The sequence below is a fragment of the Streptomyces sp. enrichment culture genome (genome assembly GCF_964273145.1).
Classification (GTDB): domain Bacteria; phylum Actinomycetota; class Actinomycetes; order Streptomycetales; family Streptomycetaceae; genus Streptomyces.
In genome coordinates this window covers 1970209-1993968 of the sequence record NZ_OZ186873.1, presented here as the reverse complement: position 1 = coordinate 1993968, position 23760 = coordinate 1970209, and the positions used below count along the sequence as shown (strand labels likewise).

22 protein-coding genes are annotated in these 23760 nt (G+C 73.5%); 18 read left to right on the top strand and 4 right to left on the bottom strand.

What is annotated here, in order from left to right:
• Positions 1-40 precede the first annotated feature (40 nt).
• Genes ACSU6Z_RS09080 through ACSU6Z_RS09065 form a run of 4 tightly spaced genes read left to right on the top strand, consistent with a single transcriptional unit; the run spans position 41 to position 5615 of the window.
• A complete protein-coding gene (locus ACSU6Z_RS09080; RefSeq protein WP_437044443.1) occupies positions 41-3274 on the top strand; it encodes a S41 family peptidase in 3234 nt (1077 codons plus the stop codon).
• Positions 3275-3333: 59 nt separating this feature from the next.
• Positions 3334-3687 carry a histidine triad nucleotide-binding protein gene (locus tag ACSU6Z_RS09075; protein ID WP_437044442.1) on the top strand — a complete coding sequence of 118 codons (354 nt, stop codon included), beginning with the start codon at positions 3334-3336 and terminating at the stop codon, positions 3685-3687.
• A gap of 6 nt (positions 3688-3693) precedes the next feature.
• Positions 3694-4599, top strand: a complete 906-nt coding sequence (locus tag ACSU6Z_RS09070) for a ribonuclease Z (protein ID WP_437044441.1) — start codon at positions 3694-3696, stop codon at positions 4597-4599.
• A gap of 20 nt (positions 4600-4619) precedes the next feature.
• Positions 4620-5615: an adenosine deaminase gene (locus ACSU6Z_RS09065; RefSeq protein WP_437044440.1), complete on the top strand. Its 996-nt coding sequence runs from the start codon at positions 4620-4622 to the stop codon at positions 5613-5615.
• 4 nt (positions 5616-5619) lie between these two features.
• Here the strand turns inward: ACSU6Z_RS09065 and ACSU6Z_RS09060 are convergent, their stop codons facing one another.
• Together ACSU6Z_RS09060 and ACSU6Z_RS09055 are read right to left on the bottom strand one after the other, a co-directional pair.
• Positions 5620-6957: an MFS transporter gene (locus tag ACSU6Z_RS09060; RefSeq protein WP_437044439.1), complete on the bottom strand. Its 1338-nt coding sequence runs from the start codon at positions 6955-6957 to the stop codon at positions 5620-5622.
• Positions 6958-7134: 177 nt separating this feature from the next.
• Positions 7135-7917, bottom strand: coding sequence for an IclR family transcriptional regulator (locus tag ACSU6Z_RS09055; protein ID WP_437044438.1), 783 nt, complete (start codon positions 7915-7917; stop codon positions 7135-7137).
• 151 nt (positions 7918-8068) lie between these two features.
• Between ACSU6Z_RS09055 and ACSU6Z_RS09050 the strand changes: the two genes are divergently transcribed.
• From ACSU6Z_RS09050 to era, 10 genes are all read left to right on the top strand, one after another.
• On the top strand, positions 8069-8965 hold the full coding sequence (locus ACSU6Z_RS09050; RefSeq protein WP_437050240.1) for a 5-dehydro-4-deoxyglucarate dehydratase: 897 nt from the start codon (positions 8069-8071) through the stop codon (positions 8963-8965).
• Complete coding sequence (locus tag ACSU6Z_RS09045; RefSeq protein WP_437044437.1) at positions 8962-10251, top strand: glucarate dehydratase family protein; 1290 nt, start codon at positions 8962-8964, stop codon at positions 10249-10251. The genes ACSU6Z_RS09050 and ACSU6Z_RS09045 overlap by 4 nt, the downstream gene beginning before the upstream one ends.
• 120 nt (positions 10252-10371) lie before the next feature.
• On the top strand, positions 10372-11715 hold the full coding sequence (locus tag ACSU6Z_RS09040) for an MFS transporter (protein ID WP_437050238.1): 1344 nt from the start codon (positions 10372-10374) through the stop codon (positions 11713-11715).
• 148 nt (positions 11716-11863) lie between these two features.
• Complete coding sequence (locus tag ACSU6Z_RS09035; RefSeq protein WP_437050236.1) at positions 11864-13015, top strand: carbohydrate kinase family protein; 1152 nt, start codon at positions 11864-11866, stop codon at positions 13013-13015.
• Between the two features lie 145 nt (positions 13016-13160).
• Positions 13161-14237 (top strand): PhoH family protein, encoded by a 1077-nt coding sequence (locus tag ACSU6Z_RS09030; RefSeq protein WP_437044436.1) that lies wholly within the window; start codon positions 13161-13163, stop codon positions 14235-14237.
• A gap of 12 nt (positions 14238-14249) precedes the next feature.
• Positions 14250-14747 (top strand): rRNA maturation RNase YbeY, encoded by a 498-nt coding sequence (gene ybeY, locus ACSU6Z_RS09025; RefSeq protein ID WP_437044435.1) that lies wholly within the window; start codon positions 14250-14252, stop codon positions 14745-14747.
• The gene (locus tag ACSU6Z_RS09020; protein ID WP_437044434.1) at positions 14744-16060 is read left to right on the top strand and encodes a hemolysin family protein; all 1317 of its coding nucleotides are present in this window, start codon (positions 14744-14746) and stop codon (positions 16058-16060) included. The genes ybeY and ACSU6Z_RS09020 overlap by 4 nt, the downstream gene beginning before the upstream one ends.
• Positions 16057-16416 carry an MmcQ/YjbR family DNA-binding protein gene (locus ACSU6Z_RS09015; RefSeq protein WP_437044432.1) on the top strand — a complete coding sequence of 120 codons (360 nt, stop codon included), beginning with the start codon at positions 16057-16059 and terminating at the stop codon, positions 16414-16416. The genes ACSU6Z_RS09020 and ACSU6Z_RS09015 overlap by 4 nt, the downstream gene beginning before the upstream one ends.
• Before the next feature lie 139 nt (positions 16417-16555).
• The gene (locus ACSU6Z_RS09010) at positions 16556-16909 is read left to right on the top strand and encodes a cytidine deaminase (protein ID WP_437044431.1); all 354 of its coding nucleotides are present in this window, start codon (positions 16556-16558) and stop codon (positions 16907-16909) included.
• Positions 16910-17022: 113 nt separating this feature from the next.
• A complete protein-coding gene (era, locus tag ACSU6Z_RS09005) occupies positions 17023-17982 on the top strand; it encodes a GTPase Era (RefSeq protein WP_437044430.1) in 960 nt (319 codons plus the stop codon).
• A 45-nt stretch (positions 17983-18027) separates the two neighbouring features.
• On the opposite strand, the gene ACSU6Z_RS09000 is transcribed toward era, so the two are convergent.
• Positions 18028-18294 carry a protealysin inhibitor emfourin gene (locus ACSU6Z_RS09000; protein WP_437044429.1) on the bottom strand — a complete coding sequence of 89 codons (267 nt, stop codon included), beginning with the start codon at positions 18292-18294 and terminating at the stop codon, positions 18028-18030.
• Positions 18295-18315: 21 nt separating this feature from the next.
• Positions 18316-19386, bottom strand: coding sequence for a M4 family metallopeptidase (locus ACSU6Z_RS08995; RefSeq protein ID WP_437050234.1), 1071 nt, complete (start codon positions 19384-19386; stop codon positions 18316-18318).
• Positions 19387-19729: 343 nt separating this feature from the next.
• Here ACSU6Z_RS08995 and leuA point away from each other — a divergent pair, with 343 nt between their 5' ends.
• From leuA to ACSU6Z_RS08975, 4 genes are all read left to right on the top strand, one after another.
• Positions 19730-21451, top strand: coding sequence for a 2-isopropylmalate synthase (leuA, locus tag ACSU6Z_RS08990; RefSeq protein ID WP_437044428.1), 1722 nt, complete (start codon positions 19730-19732; stop codon positions 21449-21451).
• Between the two features lie 184 nt (positions 21452-21635).
• Complete coding sequence (locus ACSU6Z_RS08985; protein ID WP_437044427.1) at positions 21636-22331, top strand: TerB family tellurite resistance protein; 696 nt, start codon at positions 21636-21638, stop codon at positions 22329-22331.
• Positions 22332-22781: 450 nt separating this feature from the next.
• A complete protein-coding gene (locus ACSU6Z_RS08980; protein WP_437044426.1) occupies positions 22782-23072 on the top strand; it encodes a hypothetical protein in 291 nt (96 codons plus the stop codon).
• Positions 23073-23372: 300 nt separating this feature from the next.
• Complete coding sequence (locus tag ACSU6Z_RS08975; RefSeq protein ID WP_437044425.1) at positions 23373-23588, top strand: hypothetical protein; 216 nt, start codon at positions 23373-23375, stop codon at positions 23586-23588.
• Positions 23589-23760: the final 172 nt, after the last annotated feature.

The window sequence follows — 23760 nt, the reverse complement described above, 5'->3', positions numbered from 1 at the left end:
CCCCCTGTCCAGCGGGGCCCGTGCTGCATAGGGTGACCGGGTGACCCAGTCCGCATCGCCTGCCTATCTCCGTTACCCGCATCCGCACGGCGACCTGGTGGCCTTCACCGCCGAGGACGACGTGTGGCTCGCCCCGCTCGACGGGGGCCGGGCCTGGCGCGTCAGCGCCGACAACGTGCCCGTCACCCACCCGCGCATCTCGCCCGACGGCACCTTCGTCGCCTGGACCTCCACCCGCGACGGCGCCCCCGAGGTGCACCTGGCCCCGGTCGACGGCGGCCCCGCCAAGCGCCTCACCCACTGGGGGAACTGGCGCACCCAGGTGCGCGGCTGGACCCCGGACGGCCGGGTGCTGGCCCTCAGCGCCCACGGCCAGGCCAGCCTGCGCCGCACCTGGGCCCGTGCCGTCCCGCTCGACGGCGGGCCCGCCGAGACCCTGCCGTACGGGCCCGTCGGCGACGTCGCGCACGGGCCGGACGGCACGGTGCTGCTGTCGTCGGGGATGAACCGCGAGGCGGCCTGGTGGAAGCGGTACCGGGGCGGCACGGCGGGCAAGCTGTGGATCGACCGCGAGGGCGACGGCGGGTTCGTCCGGCTCCACGAGGAACTGGACGGGAACATCGAGTACCCGCTGTGGGCCGCGGGCAGGGTGGCGTTCCTCTCCGACCACGAGGGCACCGGGGCGCTGTACTCCTCCCTGCCCGACGGATCCGATCTGCGGCGGCACACCCCGCTCGGGGGCTTCTACGCCCGGCACGCCGCCACCGACGGCACCCGGGTCGTGTACTGCGGCGCCGGCGAACTGTGGGTGCTGGACGACCTGGAGGGCGCCGAGCCGCGCCGGCTCGGCATCCGGCTCGGCGGGCCGCGCGTCGACCTCCAGCCGTACCAGATCGACGCCGCCCGCTCGCTCGGGTCCGCCTTCCCGGACCACACCGCGCGCGGCAGCGCCGTCGCCGTGCGCGGCGGCGTGCACTGGGTCACCCACCGCTCCGGCCCCGCCCGCGCGCTGTCCGTGCGGCCCGGCGTCCGGTCCCGGCTGCCGCGCGTCTTCCGCGCCGACGGCGAGGAGTGGGTGGTGTGGGTGACGGACGCCGAGGGCGACGACGCCCTGGAGTTCGCGCCCGCCACCGGCCTCGCGCCCGGCGCCACCCCGCGCCGTATCGCCGCCGGGCGGCTCGGCCGCGTCCTGGGACTGGCCATGGCGCCCGACGGCAGCCGCGCCGCCGTCGCCTCCCACGACGGCCGCGTCCTGCTCGTCGAACGCGAGTCGGGCGAGGTCCGCCAGGTCGACCGCAGCGAGGACGGCGACGTCTCCGGACTGGCCTTCTCGCCGGACTCGGCCTGGCTCGCCTGGTCCCACCCCGGCCCCTCCCCCCTGCGCCAGCTCAAGCTGGCCCACACCACCGACCTGTCGGTCACCGAGGCGACCCCGCTCAGGTTCCGGGACTACGCCCCGGCGTTCACCCTCGACGGCAAGCACCTCGCCTTCCTGTCCACCCGCTCCTTCGACCCGGTCTACGACCAGCACGTCTTCGACCTGGCCTTCGTGGAGGGCGCCCGCCCGCACCTGATCACGCTGGCCGCGACGACGCCCTCGCCGTTCGGGCCGCAGCGGCACGGCCGCCCGTTCGACACCTCCGACCACCGCGAGGAGACCCCCGACAGCGAGGGCGCCCCCACCACCCGCGTCGACCTGGAGGGCCTCGCCGACCGGATCGTGCCCTTCCCCGTCGAGGCCGCCCGCTACTCCAACCTGCGCGCCGCCAAGGACGGCGTGCTGTGGCTGCGCCACCCGGTGACCGGTGTGCTCGGCGCCTCCCGCGCCACCCCGGACGCCCCGGACCCGCACACCGAGCTGGAGCGCTACGACCTCGTCCAGCAGCGCCTGGAGCACCTCGCCGGCGACGTCGACCACTTCGAGGTCAGCGGTGACGGCAAGCGGGTGCTGCTGCGGACCGACGGACGGCTGAAGGTGGTCCCCAGCGACCGGCGCGCCTCCAACGACGACGACAGCGACACCAACATCACCGTCGACCTGAGCCGCGTACGGCAGACCGTCGACCCGGCGGCCGAGTGGCGGCAGATGTTCGAGGAGACCGGCCGCGTCATGCGGGACCAGTTCTGGCGGCCGGACATGAACGGCGTCGACTGGGACGCCGTCCTGGACCGCTACCGGCCGGTGCTGGACCGGGTCGCCACCCACGACGACCTGGTGGACCTCCTGTGGGAGGTGCACGGCGAACTCGGCACCTCGCACGCCTACGTCGTCCCGCGCGGCGGCTTCGGCTCCGGCGCCCCGCAGGGTCTGCTCGGCGCCGACCTCTCCCGCCACGAGGACGGCACCTGGCGCGTCGACCGCATCCTGCCCTCGGAGACCTCCGACCCCGAGGCCCGCTCCCCGCTCGCCGCGCCCGGCGTCGCGGTGCGGCCCGGGGACGCGATCGTCGCGGTCGCCGGGCAGCCCGTCGACCCGGTCACCGGGCCCGGCCCGCTGCTGGTCGGCACGGCGGGCAAGCCGGTGGAGCTGACGGTCTCGCCCTCCGGCGGCGGCGGGGTGCGGCACACGGTGGTCGTGCCCGTCGCGGACGAGGAACCGCTGCGCTACCACGCCTGGGTCGCCGACCGGCGGGCCCACGTCCACGAGCGGTCCGGTGGCCGGCTCGGCTACCTGCACGTCCCGGACATGGTCGGCTCCGGCTGGGCGCAGCTCCACCGGGACCTGCGCGTGGAGGTCGCCCGGGAGGGCCTGATCGTCGACGTCCGCGAGAACCGCGGCGGGCACACCTCCCAGCTGGTGATCGAGAAACTGGCCCGGCGCGTCGTCGGCTGGGACGTGCCGCGCGGCATGCGCCCCTACAGCTATCCGTCCGACGCGCCCCGCGGCCCGGTCGTCGCCGTCGCCAACGAGTTCTCCGGCTCCGACGGCGACATCGTCAACGCCGCGATCAAGGCGCTCGGCATCGGCCCGGTGGTCGGCACCCGCACCTGGGGCGGTGTCATCGGCATCGACAGCCGCTACCGGCTCGTCGACGGCACGCTGATCACCCAGCCCAAGTACGCCTTCTGGCTGGAGGGGTACGGGTGGGGCGTGGAGAACCACGGCGTCGACCCGGACGTGGAGGTCGTGCAGCGCCCGCAGGACCACGCGGCGGGCCGCGACCCGCAGCTCGACGAGGCGATCGGGCTGGCCCTGGCGGCGCTGGAGCGGACCCCGGCGAAGACGCCGCCCACCCTGCCCGCCCCGGAGCGGGGCTCCGGCGACCCGGGGTGACACCCCCACTCGCTACGATGCCCCGGTACGTGATCACCCGGGCGTGAGGAGGCACACGCATGGCAGGGGAGCCACAGGACGACTGCCTGTTCTGCAGGATCGTCGCAGGGCGGATCCCGGCGACGGTCGTGCGCGAGACGGAGACGACGTTGGCGTTCCGCGACATCAACCCCCAGGCGCCCACCCACGTCCTGGTGATCCCCAAGGCGCACCACGCGGACGCCGCCGCGCTCGCCGCCGCCGACCCGGCGCTCGCCGCGGACGTGCTGCGCGAGACGCGGGCGGTCGCCGAGGACGAGAAGCTGGACAGCTACCGCATCGTGTTCAACACGGGCAGCGGTGCCGGGCAGACCGTCTTCCACACCCACGCCCACGTCCTCGGCGGGCGCGGGCTGCAGTGGCCCCCGGGGTAATGCGCCTTGTCCGTACGTGAACTGATCGTCCTCGGCACGGCCAGTCAGGTCCCGACCCGGCACCGCAACCACAACGGCTACCTGCTGCGCTGGGACGGCGAGGGCATCCTGTTCGACCCCGGCGAGGGCACGCAGCGCCAGATGCTGCGCGCCGGGGTCGCCGCCCACGACCTGAACCGGATCTGCGTCACCCACTTCCACGGCGACCACTGCCTGGGCCTGGCCGGCGTGATCCAGCGCGTCAACCTCGACCGGGTGCCCCACGAGGTCACCGCCCACTACCCGCTCTCGGGCCGGCGCTTCTTCGACCGCCTGCGGTACGCCACCGCCTACCGCGAGACGGTCGGCATCACCGAGGCCCCGGTCGCCGCCGACGGGGTCCTGGCGGCCACGCCGGCCTACACCCTGGAGGCGCGCAGGCTCTCCCACCCCGTCGAGTCCTACGGCTACCGGCTCGTGGAGCCCGACGGGCGCCGCATGCTGCCCGAGCGGCTGGCCGCGCACGGCATCGGGGGGCCGGACGTGGGCCGCCTCCAGCGCGAGGGGTCGCTGGGCGGGGTGCGGCTGGAGGACGTCAGCGAGGTGCGGCGCGGCCAGCGGTTCGCGTTCGTCATGGACACCCGGCTGTGCGACGGCGTGTACGCGCTGGCCGAGGGGTGCGACCTGCTCGTCATCGAGTCGACCTTCCTCGACGAGGACGAGGCGCTCGCCGTCGAGCACGGCCACCTCACCGCGGGCCAGGCGGCGCGGGTCGCCCGGGACGCCGGCGTGCGCCACCTCGTCCTGACCCACTTCAGCCAGCGCTACACCGATCCCGGGGAGTACGAGCGCCAGGCACGGGCGGCCGGGTACGAGGGGGAGCTGACGGTGGCGCACGACCTGCTGCGGGTTCCGGTTCCCAGCCGTCGGTGAGACCGCCGTACGATGCTCCGATGCCCCTGCCCAAAGCTGAACTGCACCTGCACATCGAAGGCACACTGGAGCCCGAGCTGGCTTTCGAGCTGGCCGCGCGCAACGGCGTGCCGCTGCCGTACGCCGACACCGGCGAGCTCCGCGAGGCCTACCGGTTCGAGGACCTCCAGTCCTTCCTGAACCTGTACTACGAGCTCATGGCCGTCCTGCGCACCGAGCGCGACTTCGAGGAACTGGCCGACGCCTACCTCGCCCGCGCCGCCGCGCAGGGCGTGCGGCACGCGGAGATCTTCTTCGACCCGCAGGCCCACCTGTCCCGCGGAATCTCCATGGAGACGGTCGTCGAGGGGCTGTGGCGGGCGCTGGGGAGCAGCGAGGAGAGGCACGGCGTCTCCACCCGGCTGATCCTGTGCTTCCTGCGCGACGAGTCCGCCGAGTCGGCGCTCGAGACGCTCCGGGCCGCCAAGCCGTACCTGGACCGGATCACCGGCGTCGGCCTGGACTCCGCCGAGGTCGGCCACCCGCCGGTGAAGTTCCGCGAGGTGTACGAGGAGGCCGCCGCCCTCGGCCTGCGCCGGGTCGCGCACGCCGGCGAGGAGGGCCCGCCGGAGTACATCGCCGAGGCCCTGGACGTCCTCGGCGTCGAACGGGTCGACCACGGCCTGCGCTGCATGGAGGACCCGGCCCTGGTCGAGCGGCTGGTGCGCGAGCGCGTCCCGCTCACCCTGTGCCCCCTGTCGAACGTGCGGCTGCGCACCGTCGACACCCTCGCCGACCACCCGCTGCCCGCCATGCTGGACGCCGGGCTGCTGTGCACGGTCAACTCCGACGACCCGGCCTACTTCGGCGGGTACGCGGGCGACAACTTCGACGCCGTGCGCGAGACGCTGGGGCTGGACGACGAGCGGCTGCGGGAGCTGGCCCGCAACTCCTTCCTCGCCTCCTTCCTGGAGGACGACGAGGAGCGGCGGGCGCGCTGCCTCGCCGAGGTGGAGGCGTACGAGTTCGGCGCCTGACCCGTCAGCCGGTCCCGGACCCCGGCGCGGCCGCCGCCTGCCGGGGTCCCGCCGTGTCGTAGGCGCGCCGGGCGGGGACGGCCGGGGTGTCGACGGTGATCTCCACGACCGGCTGCTCCGGGGCGCCGACCTCGGGGACCGCCCCGGCGGGCGTGCCGGGGGAGGCGGCGACCACCGCCGCCGGGGTCCCCCCGCGGCGGCGGACCGCGCCGGGCAGCAGCGGGCGCCCGCCGGCGTGCAGGGCGACCGCGGTCATCGGCGCGGCGACCAGCAGCAGGACGGCGCCGAGGACCGCGCCCATCACCGGGAACCCGGCCTGCGCGGACAGCACGCTGCCGGTCAGCGGCCCCGCCGCCGTCCCCAGCGAGGAAGCCGACCCGACGAGCACCGCCCACCGGCCGCGCGCGTCGAGCGAGGCGGCGAGGCCGAGCAGGTACGACAGCACGATCGGGTACAGCGTGTTCCAGGCGATCTCCCCGGCGGCGAAGGTGCCCAGGGAGGTCGCGGAGGCGCTCAGCGCGATGCAGCAGGCGATGAGGACCGTGCCCGCCCCGATGGGCAGCGCCCGCCCCAGCCGCGCCCCGAGCGCTCCCGCCGCCAGCACGCCGAGCAGGCCCGCGCCGAGCGCCACGGCGAACACCGCGCCGATGGTGGCCTCGCCCAGGTGCGCCTGCGACAGACCGATCCGGCCGCTGACGCCCCACAGGGAGTTCTGGGCGAGCGACCACAGCGGCATGACGGCGACGAGGAGCAGTCCGGAGCGGCGGTGGGGGAGCGGGGCGTCGGCGGCACGGGTCCGCGCGGCGCCGGTGCCGGCGGGGAGGGAGCCGGTCAGCGGCCAGACGGCGAGCGCGGTCAGGGCGAGCGCGGCCAGCGGCAGACCGTGCCCGGGACCGAGGTGCGGGACGGTCAGGTACACCGCGCCCGCGAGACCGGAGACGCTCAGCAGCCCCAGTGTGGAGGCCCGGTGCGGGTCGCGCCGGGCAGCGATCCGGGTGGTGGCGACCGTCGTGGCCGTGCCCGACCCGAAGCCGCCGACGACCGCGCCCGCGACGACGGCCGGGACGGCGGTGGTGAGCGCGGCGCCGCCGTAGCCGAGGGCGGCCAGGACCAGGCCCGTGCGGGCCAGGGCGCGGGCGCCGACGCGTTCGACGCGGGAGGCGAGCAGGAAGCCCGCCGTCGCCGAGCTCAGCAGCAGCGCGCTGCCGACGGCGCCCGCCTGCGTGGCGGAGAGCGGAAGCCCGGAGTCGAGCCGGCCGACGGTGGTCGGCAGCAGATACGGGGCGAGGTACCCGGCCGTGAACAGGGCGACGAGGGGCCAGGGGGTGGTGCGGGCGAACACGGGCGTTCCCAAGGCGTGCGGAAGGAGGCGAGCGGAAGGGGGGAGGGGCGACGGCCGTCGACGGACGGGAACGCGCGGGCAATTTGTATCAAGCGCGAGGAGCCCCCGACGAAGCCGGAGGATGTGATCTGGATCACTCTTATGTTTGATCTTGGGGAAGCCGGGTAACAGCGGGCGCTAACGCCAGTGGACCGACCCGCCGCCGGCCGGAGCCGACGCCTCGATCCGGGCCCGGATCTCCCGCATCACGGCGACGATCCGCCGCTCGTGCGCGGGGCTCACGCGCGCCACCGGCACCGAGCAGCTGATCGCGTCCTGGGCGGGCTTGTCGTACCGCAGCGCGAAGCCGAAGCCGACGATGCCGAGGACGCCCTCCTCGCGGTCGACGGAGTAGCCGCGCTCCCGCACCCGCGCGAGGTCGGCCGCCAGCGACTCCCGGTCGGCGCGGGTGTTCGGCGTGAGCGCCTCGTAGGGGCCCTCGGGCAGCTCCGCGTCCGGCCGCTCGGCCAGCAGCGCCTTGCCGAGCGCGCCCGCGTGCGCCGGCAGCCGGCGGCCCACGCGGCTGATCGTCCGCAGGTACTCGTGCGACTCCCGGGTCGCCAGGTAGGCCACGTCCCGGCCGTCGAGCCGCGCCAGGTGGATCGTCTCGCCCAGCGCCTCGGACGCCTCGTCTAGATACGGCCGCACCAGGCGCACCCGGGGGTCGGAGTCGAGGTAGCCGGTGCCGGTGAGCAGGGCGCGGATGCCGATGCCGTAGAGCGAGCCGGTGACGTCGGTGCGCACCCAGCCCCGCGAGATCAGCGTCTGGAGCAGCGCGTACATCGAGCTGCGCGGCACGTCCAGCTCGTCCGCCAGCTCCTGCAGCCGCGCCGGGCGGTCCCCGCGCGCGGCCAGCAGCTCCAGCAGCTCCACCGTGCGCGCCGCCGACTTCACCTCGCGGACGCCACCTGTCTCCGACATGCGCCGATCGTAATCGGGGTGTCCGAACCATTGACGGGCCCTGTTCGCGTATCTAACCTCCATCTCCATACGTAGATGACGTCTACATGAGGAGATAATCGTGGGTCTCGATACGGACGTGGACGCCGTGGCGCGACGACTGCGCGCAGGCATGGCCGACGGGGTGCTGTCGTTCCCGCTGACGAGCTTCCGCGCGGACGGCACCCTCGACGCGGACGGCTTCCGCGCCCATGTCGCCGCCCAGATCGCCACCGGCCCCGGCGCCCTCTTCCCCGCCTGCGGCACCGGCGAGTTCTTCTCCCTGGACGAGGACGAGTACCGGCGGGTCGTCACCATCGCCGTCGAGGAGGCCGCCGGGCGCCTCCCCGTCGTCGCCGGCACCGGCTACGGCTGGGCGCAGGCCGCCCGCTTCGCCCGCATCGCCGAGGACGCCGGCGCCGACGCGCTGCTGGTGCTGCCGCACTACCTCACCGCCGCCCCGCAGGACGGCCTGGTCGCCCAGGTGGAGCACCTCGCCGCCCGCACCCGGCTGCCGCTCATCGCCTACCAGCGCGGACAGGTCGCCCTCACCGCCGCCGCGTTCCGGCGGATCGCGGCCCTCGACACCGTCATCGGCCTCAAGGACGGCCACAGCGACCTCGACCGCCTCCAGCGCCTCACCCTCGCCGCCCCCGAGGACTTCCTGTTCTTCAACGGCGCCGCCACCGCCGAGATCCAGGCCCGCGCCTACGCCGCGATCGGCGTCCCCGCCTACTCCTCCGCCGTGCACGCCTTCGCCCCCGAGATCGCGAACGCCTTCTTCACCGCGCTGCGCGGCGGCGACGACGGCACCGTGGACAAGCTGCTGCGCGACTTCTACGTCCCGCTCGTCGAACTGCGCGACCGGGTGCCCGGATACGCCGTGTCGCTGGTGAAGGCGGCGGCCCGGCTGCGCGGCCGCCCGGTCGGCCCCGTCCGCGCCCCGCTCACCGACCCCGCCCCCGCCGACCTGGCGGCCCTGAAGTCCCTGCTCACCACCGGCCTCGACCTCGTAGGAGCCTCCCTGTGAACCTCACGATCACCGACGTCCGCCTGACGCCTATCCTCGTCGCCGACCCGCCGCTGCTGAACACCCAGGGCGTCCACCAGCCGTACACGCCCCGGCTGATCGTGGAGGTGGAGACCGCCGACGGGGTCACCGGCGTCGGCGAGACGTACGGCGACACCAAGTACCTGGAGCTGGCCCGCCCCTTCGCCGAGAAGCTGAAGGGGTGCCAGGTCAGCGACCTCAACGGCCTCTTCCTGCTCGCCGACGAGGTCGCCGTCGACGCCTCCCGCGTCTCCGGGCAGGTCGACGTCGGAGGACTGCGCGGGGTGCAGACCGCCGACAAGCTGCGCCTGTCGGTCGTCTCCGGCTTCGAGGTGGCCTGCCTGGACGCCCTCGGCAAGTCGCTCGGACTGCCCGTGCACGCCCTGCTCGGCGGCAAGGTGCGCGACGCCGTCGAGTACAGCGCGTACCTGTTCTACAAGTGGGCCGGCCACCCGGAGGGCGTCGCCGCCGAGCGGGACGACTGGGGCGCCGCCCTCGACCCGGCCGGCGTGGTCGAGCAGGCCCGGACCTTCACCGAGCGGTACGGCTTCACCTCCTTCAAGCTCAAGGGCGGCGTCTTCCCGCCCGAGGAGGAGATCGCCGCGATCCGGGCGCTGGCCGAGGCGTTCCCCGGCCACCCGCTCCGGCTCGACCCCAACGGCGCCTGGTCGGTGGAGACCTCCCTGAAGGTCGCGCAGGAGCTCGGCGACGTCCTGGAATACCTGGAGGACCCCGCGCTCGGCACCCCCGCCATGGCCGAGGTCGCCGCCCGCACGAAGGTGCCGCTCGCCACCAACATGTGCGTGACGACGTTCGCCGAGATCCCGGAGGCGTTCACGCGCGGCGCCGTCCAGGTCGTGCTCTCCGACCACCACTACTGGGGCGGCCTGCGCAACACCCAGCAGCTCGCCGCGGTCTGCCGCACCTTCGGCGTCGGGGTGTCCATGCACTCCAACACCCACCTCGGGATCAGCCTCGCCGCGATGACCCACGTCGCGGCCACCGTCCCCAACCTCCACCACGCCTGCGACTCCCACTACCCCTGGCAGTCGGAGGACGTCCTCACCGAGCGCCTCGCCTTCACGGGCGGCAAGGTCGCCGTCTCCGACGCCCCCGGCCTCGGTGTCACCGTCGACCCCGACCGGCTGGCCGCCCTGCACCGGCGCTGGCTGGAGGACGACGGCACCCTGCGCGACCGCGACGACGCGGCGGCGATGCGCGTGGCCGACCCCGCCTGGGTCACGCCGTCCGTGCCGCGCTGGTGACCGACCCGCAACCCCTCCCCCCTGCCACGATCGGAGCCGCTCGTGCCTGCAGTGCCCCCCGTCCCCGAAGCGCAGCACCCGCCGGCCGTCCGGTCGGCGATCCGCAAGATCTTCCGCCGCGTGGTCCCCCTGTTCTTCGTGATGTTCGTCGCGAACTACATGGACCGCGTCAACCTCGGTTTCGCCCAGGACGAGCTCCGCGCCGACGTGGGACTCTCGGCCGCCGCGTTCGGCCTCGGCGCGGGCATCTTCTTCATCGCGTACGCGATCTTCGAAGTCCCCTCCAACATGCTGATGGAGCGGTTCGGCGCCAAGGTGTGGCTGACCCGCATCATGATCAGCTGGGGCGTCGTCGCCACCGCGATGGCCTTCGTCGACAGCGTGGAGATGTTCTACGCCCTGCGCTTCCTGCTCGGCGCCGCCGAGGCCGGCTTCTTCCCCGCGGTGATCTACTACTTCAGCCGCTGGCTGCCCGACAGCCACCGGGGCCGGGCCACGTCGGTCTTCCTGATGGGTTCCGGCACCGCCACCGTCATCGTCGGCCCCGTCTCCGGCGCCCTGATGGAGATGCACGGCGTCTGGGGCCACGCCGGCTGGCAGTGGATGTTCTTCATCGAGGGAGTCTTCTCGGTCGTCCTCGGCTTCGTCGTCTACCGCTTCCTGGACTCCAGCGTCGAGTCCGCGACCTGGCTCACCGACGAGGAGAAGGCCGGCCTGACCGCCGTCATCGACGCCGAGCAGGCCGCCCGGGAGACGACACGCGGCACCGCCCGCGTCTCGCGCTGGAAGCTGCTCGCCGACCCGCAGATGCTGCTGTTCCTGTGGATCTACTTCGCCATCAACGTCGCCCTGTACGCGGTGACGTTCTGGCTCCCGTCGATCGTGGACGACATCGGCGGGGTGAGCGACTTCCAGGTGGGGCTGCTGACGTCCGTGCCGTGGCTGTGCGCGATCGCCGCCGTCTACGTCAGCGGACGGGTCTCCGACCGCATCGGCAAGCGGCGGCCCGTCCTGGTCACCCTGCTCGTCCTCGGCGGCTGCGGCACCCTGCTCGCCGTGTTCGTCTCGCCGTGGGCGGGGCTGGGCGCCCTGTGCCTGGCCGCCATGGGCTTCAAACCGGCCTCCCCGGTCTTCTGGACCATCCCGCAGAGCTACCTCGACGCCCGTGCCGCCGCCCCCGGCATCGCCCTGATCAACTCCATCGGCAACCTCGGCGGCTTCGTCGCCCCCACCGCCTTCGGGATCATCGAGGACGCCACCGGCTCGACCAAGGGCGGCCTGGTCGGCCTCACGGTCGTCGGCTTCCTGGCCGCGCTGAGCGTCCTGCTGGTACGGGGCGGCGGACGCAACGACCGGGTCCGCACCCGGCGGGCGCAGGCCCCGGCCGCCGGGACGCCGGGCACGGCGCCGGACACGACGCCGGGCGTGGCCCGCACCGGGCGGCCGGGGACCGCGACGGCCTGACCGGCAAACGGAGCGACCGCCGCGCCGTCGGCGGCGTGGTGCACACTGGCCTGGTCCGCACCATGCCAGGGAGCGCACCGTGACAGCGTCCGCCGCGTCCGACGCACCGACCGCGTCGACCACGTCCGCCGTGTCCGCCGTGTCCACCGTGTCCGCCGCGCCGGCCGCGGCCGATGCGCCCGCCGCACCGGCCCCGCCCGCCGCGGCGGACACGCGCCGCCACCCCCAGGTCGACCCCCTGGCGGCCCTGCGCACACCGGCCGATCCGCCCTGGGACGTGTACCTGACCGGCACCGTCTTCCTCGACATCGTCTTCACCGGGCTCGACTCCGCCCCGGTGCGCGGGACGGAGTCCTGGGCCCGGGGGATGGGATCCAGCCCGGGCGGCGTGGCGAACATGGCGACCGCGCTGGCCCGCCTCGGCCTGCGCACCTCCCTCGCCGCCGCCTTCGGCGACGACCACTACGGCGACTACTGCTGGGACACCCTCGAACAGGGCGAGGGCATCGATCTGACCCCGTCGCGCACCGTGCCCGGCTGGCACTCGCCGGTCACCGTCTCCATGGCGTACGAGGGCGAGCGCACGATGGTCTCCCACGGCCACGAGCCGCCGCCGGAGGAACCCGCCCCCGACTGCCCCCCGCGCGCCCGCGCCGCCGTCGCCTCGCTCACCCCCGGCAAGCCGGCCCCCTGGATCGCGCAGGCCGCCGCCCGGGGCACCCGCATCTTCGCCGACGTCGGCTGGGACGACACCGGCGCCTGGGACCTGGCGGGCCTGACCGACCTCGCCCACTGCGAGGCGTTCCTGCCCAACGCCGAGGAGGCCATGCGCTACACCGGCACCGACTGCCCGCGGGCCGCCGCGCACGCCCTGACCGAGCACGTGCCGGTGGCGGTGGTCACCCGCGGCGCGGAGGGCGCCTACGCCGTGGACCGGCGCACCGGGGAGAGCGCCGAGGTCCCCGCCATCGCCGTCGAGGCCCTCGACCCCACCGGCGCGGGCGACGTCTTCGTCGCCGGTTTCGTCACCGGCACCCTGGCCGGCTGGCCGCTCGCCGACCGGCTCGCCTTCGCCGGCCTGACCGCCGCCCTGTCCGTGCAGGAGTTCGGCGGCTCCCTGTCGGCGCCCGGCTGGTCCGAGATCGCCGCCTGGTGGCGCAAGGTCCAGTCCGTCGAGGGCCAGGACCCGGCGGCCCTGCGCCGGTACGCCTTCCTGGCCGGTCTGGTCCCCGAGGAGCTGGTCCGGCCCTGGCCGCTGCGCCGGGCGGTCCCCACGATCGGCTTCCGCCGCCCGGCCTGATCACCGCCCGGCCCGGCGCTGCCGCAAGACCCCGCCGAAAAGCTCTTCGGTGTTGTCACCCGCCCGTCGTACCCTGGAAGTCGCGAGGCCGCCGTCAGCCGTGCGGCCCTGACGAGGAGGAACCGCAGGCCTTAAGCGCCGGCCCATGACTCAGACACCCACAGCTCACACCCCCGCGCAGGGGCAGGCGAAAGTGCAGTTCACCGTCCCCGCCCAGCACCCCATGGTGACCGTGCTGGGTTCCGGCGACTCCCTCCTGCGCGTGATCGAGAAGGCCTTCCCGGGGGCCGACATCCATGTCCGGGGCAACGAGATCAGCGCGGTCGGCGACCCTGCGGAGGTCGCCCTCGTTTCGCGCGTGTTCGACGAGATGATGCTCGTGCTCCGCACCGGGCAGCCGATGACGGAGGACGCCGTGGAACGCTCGATCGCCATGCTCAAGGCGAGCGAGAGGGGGGAGAGCGACGGCCAGGAGACCCCGGCCCAGGTGCTCACCCAGAACATCCTGTCCTCACGCGGCCGCACGATCCGCCCCAAGACGCTCAACCAGAAGCGGTACGTCGACGCCATCGACAAGCACACCATCGTCTTCGGCATCGGCCCCGCCGGTACCGGCAAGACGTACCTGGCGATGGCCAAGGCGGTGCAGGCCCTGCAGTCCAAGCAGGTCAACCGCATCATCCTGACCCGCCCGGCGGTCGAGGCGGGCGAGCGCCTGGGCTTCCTGCCCGGCACGCTCTACGAGAAGATCGACCCCTACCTGCGTCCGCTGTACGACGCGCTGCACGACATGCTCGACCCGGACTCGATCCCGCGGCTGATGGCGGCGGGCACGATCGAGGTCGCGCCGCTGGCGTACATGCGCGGCCGTACCCTCAACGACGCCTTCATCATCCTGGACGAGGCCCAGAACACGAGCCCCGAGCAGATGAAGATGTTCCTCACCCGTCTCGGCTTCGACTCGAAGATCGTGATCACGGGTGACGTGACGCAGGTCGACCTGCCCGACGGGCAGAAGTCCGGCCTGCGCCAGGTGCAGGAGATCCTGGAGGGCGTCGAGGACGTCCACTTCTCCCGGCTGTCGTCCCACGACGTCGTACGGCACAAGCTGGTGGGCCGTATCGTCGACGCGTACGAGAAGTACGACAGCAAGCACGGCACCGAGAACGGCGCGCACAGGAAGCGCGGCACGACGGGCGCCAAGGGCTCCAAGGGGAAGTAGACCAGCACGACCATGTCGATCGACGTCAACAACGAATCCGGAACCGAGGTCGACGAGCAGGCGATCCTCGACATCGCCCGCTACGCGCTCGCGCGGATGCGCATCCACCCGCTCTCCGAGCTCTCGGTGATCGTCGTGGACGCCGACGCCATGGAGCAGCTCCACATCCAGTGGATGGACCTGCCCGGCCCGACGGACGTCATGTCCTTCCCGATGGACGAGCTGCGCCCGCCGGCCAAGGACGACGACGAGCCGCCGCAGGGCCTGCTCGGCGACATCGTGCTGTGCCCCGAGGTCGCCGCCCGGCAGGGCGCCGAGGCGCCGACGCGGCACACCATGGACGAGGAGCTCCAGCTGCTCACCGTCCACGGTGTGCTGCACCTGCTCGGCTACGACCACGAGGAACCGGACGAGAAGGCCGAGATGTTCGGCCTGCAGGCGGCCATCGTGGACGGCTGGCGTGCGGAGAGGGGCCTGACCGGCCCGTCCCCGGCTCCGACCGTCTCATGAGCCCCGCGCTCGTCCTGGGCGCCGTCGCCCTGATCGTCGTCGCCTGGCTCGCCGCCTGCGCGGAGGCGGGCCTGGCGCGCGTCTCCAGCTTCCGGGCCGAGGAGGCCGTACGGTCCGGGCGGCGCGGCAGCGCCAGGCTGGCCCGGGTCGCCGCGGACCCGACCCGCTACCTCAACGTGGCGCTGCTGGTCCGCGTCGTCTGCGAGATGGCCGCCGCGGCGCTGGTCACCCACGCCTGCCTGAGGGAGTTCCCCGCCACCGGCGAGGCGCTGGCCGTCGCCATCGCGGTCATGGTGCTGGTGTCGTACGTCGCCGTCGGGGTCTCCCCGCGCACCATCGGCCGCCAGCACCCGCTGAACACGGCGACCGCGGCGGCGTACGTCCTGGTGCCGCTGGCGCGGATCATGGGCCCGGTCCCGTCGCTGCTCATCCTCATCGGCAACGCGCTCACCCCCGGCAAGGGCTTCCGGCGCGGCCCGTTCGCCTCCGAGGCGGAGCTGCGCGCGCTGGTCGACCTCGCCGAGAAGGAGTCGCTGATCGAGGCCGAGGAGCGCCGCATGGTGCACTCGGTGTTCGAGCTGGGCGACACCCTGGTGCGCGAGGTGATGGTCCCGCGCACCGACCTCGTCGTCATCGAGCGGTACAAGACCATCCGCCAGGCCCTCACCCTCGCCCTGCGCTCCGGTTTCTCCCGCATCCCGGTCACCGGCGACAGCGAGGACGACATCGTCGGGATCGTCTACCTGAAGGACCTCGTCCGCAGGACGCACATCAGCCGTGACGCGGAGTCGGAGCTGGTGTCGACGGCGATGCGCCCGGCGTTCTTCGTGCCCGACACCAAGAACGCGGGCGATCTGCTGCGGGAGATGCAGAAGGACCGCAACCACGTCGCCGTCGTCGTCGACGAGTACGGCGGCACGGCCGGCATCGTCACCATCGAGGACATCCTGGAGGAGATCGTCGGCGAGATCACCGACGAGTACGACCGCGAACTGCCGCCCGTGGAGGAACTCGGCGAGGACCGCCACCGGGTCACCGCCCGCCTCGGCATCGGCGACCTCGGCGAGCTGTACGGGCTGGAGTCGTACGACGACGAGGACGTGGAGACGGTCGGCGGGCTGCTCGCCAAGGCGCTCGGCCGGGTCCCGATCGCCGGTGCCTCGGCCGTCGTCGAACTCCCCGACGGGCGCGGGCTGCGCCTGACGGCGGAAGCCGCCGCCGGCCGCCGCAACAAGATCGTGACGGTGCTGGTGGAGCCCGCGGACCCGGCGGACTCCCCGGACGGCGACGACGAGGAGGAGAAGCCGGAATGACCCCGGGGGAGCTGCGCGCGCTGTGCCTGTCCTTCGGCGCGGCGGTGGAGGACTTCCCGTTCGGTCCGCAGATGTCCGTCTTCAAGGTCCGGGGGAAGCTGTTCGCCCTGACCGACCTCGACGCGCGGCCCCTGAGGGTCAACCTCAAGTGCGACCCCGAGGAGGCGGTCCGGTTGCGCGCCGAGCACCCCGGCCTGGTCGTCCCCGGCTGGCACATGAACAAGCGCCACTGGAACACGGTGACGGCCGACGGCGGCCTGCCGGACCGCCTGGTGCGGGAACTCGTCGAGGATTCGTACGACCTGGTGGTGGCGGGGCTGCCGCGCGCGGAGCGGCTGCGGCTGGACCGCCCCTGAGGAGCCCGGCCACGGTGGGGCGGCCCGGTGCGCACCGGGCCGCCCCACCGCTTTGGAGGACCGGCCTCCCCGGAGGGGCGGCGCGGGACGATGCACCCCGTGGCGGGGTGAGCGCGGGACCGCTCCGTATGCTCACCTCATGACCGACACCAGCGCGCTCGACCCCGAGGACCGCAAGATCGTCACCCTGGCCCGCTCCGCCCGGGCCCGCAACGGCGTCCCCGAGGGCGCCGCCGTACGCGACGAGACGGGACGGACCTACGTCGCCGGCACCGTCGCCCTGGAATCGCTGCGGCTCAGCGCCTTGCGGACAGCGGTGGCGATGGCCGTGGCGTCCGGTGCGAAGTCACTGGAGGCGGCGGCCGTGGTGACCGAGGCGGAGTCGGCGGCGGCGGAGGACCTGGCGGCCGTACGGGACCTGGGCGGTCCGGGGACGCCGGTGCTGGTCGCCGCGCCGGACGGCACGGTGCGGGCCGTGGTGGACGCGGGCTGACGACCCCGGTGGACCGGGCCGGCCGGGGCCGCGGCGGCTTTCGGGCCGGGCCCGGTCCGGCGCGGGGGCGTACCGGTACGGCGGTGCCCCGTGGATCAGGGACAATGGGCGCCATGAGCGTTCGCAGTCAGTCATCCGAGCCGTCGGAAACGTCCGAGGCCGTCCACAGGGCGGGCTTCGCCTGCTTCGTGGGCCGTCCCAACGCGGGGAAGTCCACCCTCACGAACGCTCTGGTCGGCCAGAAGGTGGCGATCACCTCCAACCGGCCGCAGACGACCCGGCACACCGTGCGCGGCATCGTGCACCGCCCGGACGCGCAGCTGATCCTGGTGGACACCCCCGGCCTGCACAAGCCGCGCACCCTGCTGGGCGAGCGGCTGAACGACGTCGTGCGCACCACGTGGGCCGAGGTCGACGTGATCGGCTTCTGCCTGCCGGCGAACGAGAGGATCGGCCCCGGCGACCGGTTCATCGCCAAGGAGCTGGCGGGGATCCGGAAGACCCCGAAGGTCGCGATCGTCACCAAGACCGACCTGGTGGACTCCAAGGCCCTGGCCGAGCAGCTCATCGCGATCGACCAGCTCGGCCGGGAGCTGGGCATCACCTGGGCGGAGATCGTCCCCGTCTCGGCGACCGCGAACAAGCAGGTCGACCTGCTCGCCGACCTCCTGATCCCGCTCCTGCCGGAGGGGCCCGCGCTCTACCCGGAGGGCGACCTGACCGACGAGCCCGAGCAGGTCATGGTCGCCGAGCTGATCCGCGAGGCCGCGCTGGAGGGCGTACGGGACGAACTGCCGCACTCGATCGCGGTGGTCGTCGAGGAGATGCTCCCGCGCGAGGACCGCCCGGCCGACAAGCCGCTGCTCGACATCCACGCCAACGTCTTCATCGAGCGGCCCAGCCAGAAGGGCATCATCATCGGCCCCAAGGGCAAGCGCCTGAAGGAGGTCGGCATCAAGTCCCGCAAGCAGATCGAGGCGCTGCTGGGCACCCCCGTCTTCCTCGACCTGCACGTGAAGGTCGCCAAGGACTGGCAGCGCGACCCCAAGCAGCTGCGCAGGCTCGGTTTCTGAGCCGCGCCCCGGCCCCCGGCTGCCGCGGCGCGCGGGGCCGGGGAGTCAGGCTCCTTCCTTCAGCACCCTGGAGACCAGGGTGCGCTGCTCCTCCGTCAGCCGGGGATCGGCCGCGTACACCGTCGTGCCGTCCACCGTGATCCGGTAGCCGAACCCGTCCGGTACCCCGACGGGGGGCGTGTCCCGGCCCGCGGCGAGCGCCGCGCGGGCCAGGGCGTGCCACTCGGCCGCGTCGGCGCGGCCCGCGGTGTCCACCTCCGCCCGCCGCTCGATGCCCGCGAAGCCTCCGGTCCGCCTCACCTGAATGCGCATGGGACCGTGTCTAGTACGGAACTACGGCGTGCGCACCCCGACCTGCCCCCACGCCTTGTGCACGGCGTCCCGTTCCGCCCCGTCGCCGTAGCGGGCCAGGGCCGCCTTCACCGTCAGCGCGGCGAAGTCCGTGAACCGCGCGTCCTGCTCCAGCTCGCCGCCGGTCAGCACGTCGTACCAGATCTGCCCGGCCCGCTCCCAGGCGTGGCCGCCGAGGGCGGTGGCCGCGAGGTAGAACGCGTGGTTGGGGATGCCGGAGTTGATGTGGACGCCGCCGTTGTCGCGGTCGGTGCGGACGTAGTCGTCCATCGTCGCGGGCTGCGGGTCCTTGCCGAGGACGTCGTCGTCGTACGCGGTGCCGGGTGCCTTCATCGAGCGCAGCGCCCGGCCGGTGACGCGCGGGGCGAGGAGCTCGGCGCCGATCAGCCAGTCGGCCTCGGCGGCGCTCTGGCCGAGGGCGTGCTGCTTGACCAGGGAGCCGAAGACGTCCGACAGCGACTCGTTGAGGGCGCCGGACTGGCCGTAGTACGCCAGGTTGGCGGTGTACTGGGTGACGCCGTGGGCGAGTTCGTGGCCGATGACGTCGACGGACCGGGTGAAGTCGAGGAAGATCTCGCCGTCCCCGTCGCCGAAGACCATCTGCTCGCCGTCCCAGAAGGCGTTGTTGTACTCGCGGTCGTAGTGGACCGTCGCGTCCAGCGCCAGGCCGCCGCCGTCGATGGAGTCGCGCCCGTACGCCGCCAGGAGCAGCTCGAAGGTGGCGCCGAGACCGGTGTAGGCGCGGTTGACGGTGGCGTCGGCGCCGGGTTCGTCGCCCTCGCCGCGCGCCTTCGCGCCGGGCAGGTCGGTGCCGTTCCCGGCGTCGTAGACCGTGCGGTGCGGCCTGCCGGGCTCGGCGCCGGCGCGCGGGGCCGCGGCCGGGACGCCGGCGACCGCGGCCAGGTGGCGCCGGGTGCGCGCGGAGGCGTCGCGCTGGAGGGTGCGGCGGGCGGGACCGGACAGGCGCGGGTCCCCGGCCCGCGCGAGCCGGTCCAGGACGTGCGGCGGGACGATGGTGCAGAAGACGGGGGGACGGCCCCCGGCGGCGGTGATGGTCATGCTCACACCATCGCACTGCGTGACCCTCCTGTCACTACCCGCAACGAAGATGGGGGGCGTGCGGGGCCGGGGAGCCCCGCTGATCAGCGTCGAGTGGCATGCAGCACCTTTTGTCCCGCTTCTCCATCCGGTCCCGCATACTGATACGCACCCGCGCATCCGGCGGGCCTCGGCTAGGCTGCGGAGCATCATGCATTTCGGGCTGCTTCTCCTTAGCTGCCGCGGCGAGGGCCTGTAGTCGAGGCCGACCCCCTCCCCGCGGAGCTCGGCGTTGCGTCGTCGGCCGTCCATCCGGACACGCGGACACCGCGGACATCTCTGAGGAGCCCACGCGATCATGGTCAATCGCCAGCAGCCCAGTTCCATGCCGACCCACAAGTACCGCGGCTACGAGCAGGTCGACATCCCCGACCGCACCTGGCCGGACCAGCGGATCACCCAGGCCCCCCGCTGGCTCTCCACCGACCTGCGCGACGGCAACCAGGCCCTGATCGACCCCATGTCGCCCGCCCGCAAGCGCGCGATGTTCGACCTGCTGGTCAAGATGGGCTACAAGGAGATCGAGGTCGGCTTCCCGGCCTCCGGCCAGACCGACTACGACTTCGTCCGGTCCATCATCGAGGACCCCGGCGCCATCCCGGACGACGTCACCATCTCCGTGCTGACGCAGGCCCGTGAGGACCTGATCGAGCGCACCGTGGAGTCCCTGAGGGGCGCCAGGCGGGCCACCGTCCACCTGTACAACGCCACCGCCCCGGTCTTCCGCCGGGTCGTCTTCCGCGGCTCGAAGGACGACATCAAGCAGATCGCCGTCGACGGCACGCGGCTGGTGATGGAGTACGCCGAGAAGCTGCTGGGCCCCGAGACCGAGTTCGGCTACCAGTACTCGCCGGAGATCTTCACCGACACCGAGCTGGACTTCGCCTTGGAGGTCTGCGAGGCGGTCATGGACGTCTGGCAGCCCGGCCCGGACCGCGAGATCATCCTCAACCTGCCCGCCACGGTGGAGCGTTCGACGCCGTCCACGCACGCCGACCGCTTCGAGTGGATGCACCGCAACCTCTCCCGCCGCGAGTACGTCTGCCTCTCCGCCCACCCGCACAACGACCGCGGCACGGCCGTCGCGGCGGCCGAACTGGCGCTGATGGCCGGCGCCGACCGCGTCGAGGGCTGCCTGTTCGGGCAGGGCGAGCGCACCGGCAACGTCGACCTGGTCACCCTGGGCATGAACCTGTTCTCCCAGGGCGTCGACCCCCAGATCGACTTCTCCGACATCGACGAGATCCGCCGTACGTGGGAGTACTGCAACCAGATGGAGGTCCACCCGCGCCACCCGTACGTGGGCGACCTCGTCTACACGTCCTTCTCCGGCTCCCACCAGGACGCCATCAAGAAGGGCTTCGACGCGATGGAGGCCGACGCGAAGGCGCGGGGCAGGACCGTCGACGACATCGAGTGGGCCGTGCCGTACCTGCCCATCGACCCCAAGGACGTCGGCCGCTCCTACGAGGCCGTCATCCGCGTCAACTCCCAGTCCGGCAAGGGCGGCATCGCCTACGTCCTGAAGAACGACCACAAGCTGGACCTGCCGCGCCGGATGCAGATCGAGTTCTCCAAGATCATCCAGGCGAAGACCGACGCCGAGGGCGGCGAGATCACCCCGAAGGACATCTGGGCGGTCTTCCAGGACGAGTACCTGCCCAACCCGGCCAACCCCTGGGGCCGCATCCAGGTCAGGAACGGCCAGACGACGACCGACCGCGACGGCGTGGACACCCTCACCGTGGAGGCGACCGTCGACGGCGAGGACACCGTCCTGACCGGCTCCGGCAACGGCCCGATCTCCGCCTTCTTCGACGCCCTCCAGACCGTCGGCATCGACGTGCGCCTGCTGGACTACCAGGAGCACACGATGAGCGAGGGCGCCTCGGCGCAGGCCGCCTCCTACATCGAGTGCGCCATCGGCGACAAGGTCCTGTGGGGCATCGGAATCGACGCGAACACCACCCGCGCCTCGCTGAAGGCGGTCGTCTCCGCCGTCAACCGGGCGGCGCGCTGACCAGCCGGATCGGTGATCGGGGGCCCCGCCCGCCGCGGACCGGCGGGCGGGGCCCCGTCGTATACCGGCCATCCGCGCGCGCAGGTCACGGAAAGGTCTCGTCCGGGGTGCTGACTCCACACCGGCGATGTGGCTAACATCACGCCATCGCGGCGATGATGCCGCGAGGTTACGGAGGTGCGACGTGCTGCCTGGACGGGGACGAAACGGCCGAGCTGCCCGATGCGCACGCATCCTGGGCACCCGTACCGCATGGACGCCCGCCGGGGACGGCGAGTTCTTCTGCCCCGGCTGCGGGGGCGACCGCAACTACCAGCGCCTCACCGGCCGACGCCGCCTCACGCTGCTCGGCGTGCCGGTGGTGCCGCGCGGCGAGACGGGACCGGTCGTCGAGTGCGCGGCCTGCCGCGGGCGCTTCGGCACCGACGTCCTGGACCACCCGACGACCACCCGCTTCTCCGCGATGCTCCGCGACGCCGTCCACACCGTCGCCCTCGCGGTCCTCGCCGCGGGCGGCGCCGGCTCCCGCACGGCGCTGCACACGGCCGCCGTCGCCGTGCGCGCGGCCGGTTTCGGGGACTGCACCGAGGAGCGGCTGGCCGCGCTGGTCGAGGCGGTGGAGGCGGACACCGGGCGGTACTGCGAGGAGCCCTGCGTGCCCGGCCTGGCCATAGAGCTGCACGAGGCGCTGGACCCGCTCGCCCCGCACCTCGCCCCCGCCGGCCGGGCGTCGGTCCTGCTCACCGGCGCGCGCATCGCCCTGGCCGACGGGCCCTACACGGCCGCCGAGCGGGACGTCCTGGCGACGGTGGGCGCGGCCCTGACCATCCGCGCCGAGGACGTGACCCGGTTGCTGGCGGAGGCGCGTACGCCGTCGTAGGGGCCGCCGCCTCCGCCCGGAGGCGCCCGGCCGTCCCGGCCGCGGCGCACGTCCCGGCCGTCCCGCCCCCCGGTGGCCGGGAAGCGGCACCGCGCGCGGTCGCCGCACGCGGTCCCCCCCGGCGCGCTTTCCGGTCGGGCGGGACGGCGCCGGCCGGCGCGGTCGGTGAGGAGGCCGCCGCCCCGACGCCGACCACGGGTCCACCGGTCACCTCGCCGTCCCCGGACGGGGACCGCGCCGGGACTCCGCCGGCCACCTCGACGCAGCCCTCCCCGCCGGTGCCACCGCTGTGGCCGCTCCTGCGCCGGCGGTCGTTGGCCCGGTCGCGCTCGCGCATCGCCCGCGCCCCTCCGCCCCCGGCCCCGGGCGGACCGCGGGGCGAGCGGGCTCGCTCCACCGCCGCCGGCGCGCACCCGCGGATCTCCGCCGCCGGCCGTTCCGGTTCACCACGTGAGCGAAGTGCTCCCGATTCGGCTGGCTCCTGATGGGTTTGCGGCACAGCCGCTCGAAAATACCGTCGGTTTGCAGTACTCCGTCGATCCGCTGGTCGATATCGAACCGCGGTTTTCGAATATCCTGCTCGAACTGCCCGGTATAGGGACCCGAGGTGAAGACCCGCGCCCCCGGTTCCACCCGGGTGACCCCCGCGTCCTCGTGGTGCTGCTCGAGTTCCGCACCGAAGAACTCCCCTGCCGCCCGCCGCGGTCCGTGCGAACCGTTGGCCACGGCCAACCCCCTTGAACTGCGCCGAGCTTGTAGAGCGTCGACGGCTGCCGAGTGTAAATGTGGGGCATCATGCTGGAGATACAAAGCGTGAAATGAAAACGGAAGGAGCACGTTGAAAGAGCAACATCCTCCGCTCTGCATCGAAGAAGCCGAGGAGGTAGTGGAAGAATTGCGGGCGGCGCTCGCGAAGGCCGGAATTACCCTCCCGTCACTCGGGCTCGACCCGGTAAGTCTTGCGCGGCGGACGCCCTGCCTGCTCGTCGAATTGGGGCGGTGTTCCGTGGAGACCGCCCGCCGGCTCGCGGCGGTACTGCGGTGAAGCCGCCCGTCGGGGCGTACGTGATCGACACCCGTACGGGGCGACTCGGGATCGTCATGGGACACGAAGGGCCGTACGTGCAGTTGCGTCCGTACGGCGGCGGCCGGGAGTGGGACGCCGAGCCGTGCGCCGTGCGCCACGCCACCCAGGCGGAGCGGATCAGCGCGGTGACGGCGTACGCCAACGCGCGCAGCCGGGGCGAGGTCCCTTGAAGGGACGCCGCCGGGGCCCGGACGGCCGGCCCGTCCCGCGTCGGGCCCCGGCCCCCCGGGGACCCGCGGGCAGGTGCCGGTGAGGGGCGTCCCGGCCCGGGCCCGACCCCGGCCCCCCAGGGGCCTGCCCGGGCCGGGACGCGGCCGGTGAGGGGGAGGCGGCGGCGGGCCG

What these genes read in the sequence shown, in the direction of transcription:
- ACSU6Z_RS09075 (WP_437044442.1), top strand. Translation starts at nt 3,334, where the DNA reads ATGGCAGGGGAGCCACAGGACGACTGCCTGTTCTGCAGGATCGTCGCA.
- ACSU6Z_RS09065 (WP_437044440.1), top strand. Translation starts at nt 4,620, where the DNA reads ATGCCCCTGCCCAAAGCTGAACTGCACCTGCACATCGAAGGCACACTG.
- ACSU6Z_RS09055 (WP_437044438.1), bottom strand. Translation starts at nt 7,917, where the DNA reads ATGTCGGAGACAGGTGGCGTCCGCGAGGTGAAGTCGGCGGCGCGCACG.
- ACSU6Z_RS09050 (WP_437050240.1), top strand. Translation starts at nt 8,069, where the DNA reads ATGGCCGACGGGGTGCTGTCGTTCCCGCTGACGAGCTTCCGCGCGGAC.
- ACSU6Z_RS09030 (WP_437044436.1), top strand. Translation starts at nt 13,161, where the DNA reads ATGACTCAGACACCCACAGCTCACACCCCCGCGCAGGGGCAGGCGAAA.
- ybeY (WP_437044435.1), top strand. Translation starts at nt 14,250, where the DNA reads ATGTCGATCGACGTCAACAACGAATCCGGAACCGAGGTCGACGAGCAG.
- ACSU6Z_RS09020 (WP_437044434.1), top strand. Translation starts at nt 14,744, where the DNA reads ATGAGCCCCGCGCTCGTCCTGGGCGCCGTCGCCCTGATCGTCGTCGCC.
- ACSU6Z_RS09015 (WP_437044432.1), top strand. Translation starts at nt 16,057, where the DNA reads ATGACCCCGGGGGAGCTGCGCGCGCTGTGCCTGTCCTTCGGCGCGGCG.
- ACSU6Z_RS09010 (WP_437044431.1), top strand. Translation starts at nt 16,556, where the DNA reads ATGACCGACACCAGCGCGCTCGACCCCGAGGACCGCAAGATCGTCACC.
- era (WP_437044430.1), top strand. Translation starts at nt 17,023, where the DNA reads ATGAGCGTTCGCAGTCAGTCATCCGAGCCGTCGGAAACGTCCGAGGCC.
- ACSU6Z_RS09000 (WP_437044429.1), bottom strand. Translation starts at nt 18,294, where the DNA reads ATGCGCATTCAGGTGAGGCGGACCGGAGGCTTCGCGGGCATCGAGCGG.
- leuA (WP_437044428.1), top strand. Translation starts at nt 19,730, where the DNA reads ATGGTCAATCGCCAGCAGCCCAGTTCCATGCCGACCCACAAGTACCGC.